The sequence below is a fragment of the Methanosarcina spelaei genome, from assembly GCF_002287235.1.
GTDB classification, from domain to species: Archaea; Halobacteriota; Methanosarcinia; order Methanosarcinales; family Methanosarcinaceae; genus Methanosarcina; species Methanosarcina spelaei.
Genome location: NZ_LMVP01000177.1, coordinates 1 through 3,474, shown reverse-complemented (window position 1 = coordinate 3,474; position 3,474 = coordinate 1). Strand labels below are relative to the sequence as shown.

The following is a 3,474-nucleotide window of genomic DNA, read 5'->3' as shown; positions in this document are numbered from 1 at the left end:
CCGTAAGTGTTATCGTATACTTTCCTGCTTTGGAGTACTTATGCTTTGGATTCTGCTGGGTTGAACTTGTCCCATCTCCAAAACTCCATTTCCATTTAGTCGGTGTTCCTGTACTTGTATCAGTAAAGGCAACCGTTAATGGTGTTTTTCCTGAAGCAGGAGACGCTGAAAAGTTAGCAACAGGAAGTACTGCTACAGGTTTTTCGGAAACAATTATTGTAGCTGACTTTGAATCTGTACCGTTTGCATTTGCAACCGTAAGGTTGACAGTATAGTTCCCGGCTGATGTGTAAGTGTATACCGGGTTCTGCTCCGTGCTGTCGACAGTTCCATCGTTGTCAAAATCCCAGGCCCAGGAAGTTATGTCTCCAGCGGACTCGCCAGTAAAGCTGACAGTCAGAGGAGCTTTTCCGGAACTCACGTTTGAGCTGAATTTTGCTTCGGGGAGAGACCCCTGAGATTCCTTGAAAGCATAGACTTTCCCGCTTCCTATACTGAAAACCATCCCGTCGGCAACTGCCGGGGAGCAACCACAGCCTTCGTAACTCCAGACCTGTGCGCCTGTTTCGGCATCAAAGGCATAGAGTGTTGAAGAACCCGTGAAGAGTCCGGAGGCAGCCCCACCGGTAAAGACTTTTCCATCAGCAACAGCCGAAGAACAGGCCCAGTCTCCGATATTTTCGGAAGCGTTTGTTTCCCATAGGCTGTGCCCGTCGGAAGCATCAAGGCAATAGGTCTTAAGCTCACTGTATCCTGCAGTGCCTGTTGACAAATAGACTTTCCCGTCTACTACTGTCGGTGTCGAATCCGAGGGTGATACATCAGACCTTCCCCAGAGAACATGTCCGTCTGTCAGGTCAAGCTTGTAAATCCCGTCTGAGGAACCAAAACTGAATACAGTAACGTATAGCCCGTCTTCAGTAACTGTTACGGAGCCGCATGGACCGTTTTCAAACCCGTCATTTTTCCAGACAAGTTCTCCAGTTTCCGCATCCACACAATAGACTGCGTTTGTGGAAGTCCAGCATGACAGGTAGACTTTTCCGTCTTTGTAAGCAGGAGTGCTCTGGGCATAGATCCCGTCTACCTTGAAGGTCCACAGGAGAGCTCCGTTGCTTTCATCAAGGCAGTAATAATTGCCTCCGTCCCAGTCACTTACAAAGACTTTTCCATCTCCAATTGAAGGACCACCGTTGCATGAAGCAAGGTCTGTTGGGTTATTGAAAGTCCAGATTACTTCTCCGGTTGAAGCGTTTATGCAGTATGTATTTTTGCCTGCAGAGGCGAAAACTTTTCCTGAATCATATGCAGGAGAGGACCATGAACCCCATTCTGGAGCCTCAACCGTCACATTCCAGACTTCTTCTCCCGTATTCTCGTCAAAGGCAACAAGCTGTCCGTAGGAAGTTTGAGGATTGCCCATTTCATCGGTAGGGCCGTTACAGAGCCCGAAAATTTTGCCTTCGGCAATAGCCAAGCTCGAACTCGGGACAAGGGAATATGTATCATTAAGAGGTTCCGCAGTCCAGGCAAGGCTAGCGCTATCCGGGGCATCGGAATCTGTGTACCCGCTGTGCTGTGCATCCTTGTGGAACTGGTACCAGGTATCCTCAGAGATTACAGGCTGTCCCTCCTCAGTGACTTTGATCATGTCCTGGATTTCCTTGATATCACTACCGTTTCCGTTGCTGGAAGTCAGTTTGACAGTGTAGTTGCCTGTTTTATTGTAAATATGGCTGGGGTTCTGCTCCGTGCTGTCGACAGTTCCGTCATTATCAAAGTCCCAGGCCCAGGATGTAGGAGCACCTGTGGATTTGTCCGTGAACTGGACTTCAAGAGGAGCATCTCCGGAGGTTATATTTGCAGAAAATTCAGCTACAGGCATCGGCAAATATGCTGTGTTAATGACACCAACAGCCTCCAGATCCAAGCCACCAGATCCCCAGGTAACCCACCCATCGTAGATGGGATTTCCCTGAGAGTCCGAGAAGAAACCGTTGCCAGGTATGTCGACTACCCTCACGTAGTTGATATTGTTTAGATCCACACTGCCGTTCAGGACCTCTGTCATGTTCTCCAGGCAGCTGAGATCGAACGGTGTACCCCATGAATTACCATAGGCATTGACGTGCTTTCCTACTAAATTAGTCACATTGGTAGGCTCAATGGTCCCATACCCTCCCACCAAACCAGGCGTCAGCGAGACAGCCGGGAACCGAATAAAGGTGATGTTATCGGTGGAAACCTCCACAAAGGCCAACTCAGCAAATATCTCAGTAGAATCGATACCACCAGTTATGAACCCATTCTCAAAGAGAGCCAGGTCAGAACCTTCTCCGTTAGCAATAGGCACATCAAACCCGAAGGTCACCGAACCCGGCTTCTCCCCGGCCAGGAGCTTATTTTCGTCAAGGTCTCCCAGAGAAACGATGTCAAAATTGTCTCCAGTTACAGGGCCAAGAGCCTTGGTCGGATCAGTCCATTGGGGACCAATGCTCTGATTGGCAGGCGAATAATTAACAATAACGGAAGCCCATTCCAAGAATGTCGGATTAACCACGTTATTAGGCCCGCTACTCAAGCATTTACCTTCACCATCAGGCCCTACGAAACCAGGTATAGCCGGGTCAGGAGCACCGGGGTTGGTATTATTCATGGCAGTAGAATAACTATTTGCCAGGGATTTTGAGACCTCGATAAAGCCTACCTTAACATCTTCGTCACTTCCAGCAGCATTGCTCACATTAAACCTGACCGAGTAAACTCCAGGTACATTATAAGTGAACAACGGATTCTGGTCAGTGGAATCTACATTTCCATCATTATCAAAGTCCCAGGCCCAGGATGTAGGAGCACCTGTGGATTTATCCGTAAACTGGACTTCAAGGGGAGCATTTCCTGAAAGTGGAACTGCACTGAAGTCAGCAGCAAGACCCTGTACAGATCCGTTTGCTGTGATATAGTTTGTTTTCGTTTCGGTGTCAGAACCCTCAGCGTTTGTGACCTTGAGGCTAACTGTGTAAGTGCCTGCATTTGTATAAGTATAGCTAGGATTCTGCTCATTTGAATCCACGTTTCCATCGTTGTCAAAGTCCCAGGCCCAGGAAGTTGCATTTTCGGAATTGTCCGTAAACTGGACTGTGAAAGGAACTGCCCCTTCTTCTGCACTTGCGGAGAAGGCCGCGGTAGGAAGTAAGGACTTAGCAGTTGTAAGCCCGAAGACATATTTTTTATCGGTCCCGAAGTAGATCCAGCCGTCTGAGATTGCAACTCCCTGAAGAGTATAGGCTGTTTTGCTTTTATCACTGTAACTCCAGACAAGTTCAGGGCTCGTAGAGTTGGTGAGATCCTTGAGGCAGTAAACACCGCCTGTAGCGCTGTTTACCGTGAAGTAAATATATACTTCCCCATCCCCGTCATCGTAGTATGTGGAGATTGCAGGTGAGGATTGAACTACGCCTGCAGGATAATCCC

1 protein-coding gene is annotated in these 3,474 nt (G+C 48.4%); it reads right to left on the bottom strand.

All coding sequences use genetic code 11. The annotated features are described in order from the left end of the window. Window positions 1-3,474 (bottom strand): PKD domain-containing protein (locus ASJ81_RS23725; protein ID WP_245860022.1); only part of this gene is annotated, 3,474 nt, incomplete at both ends.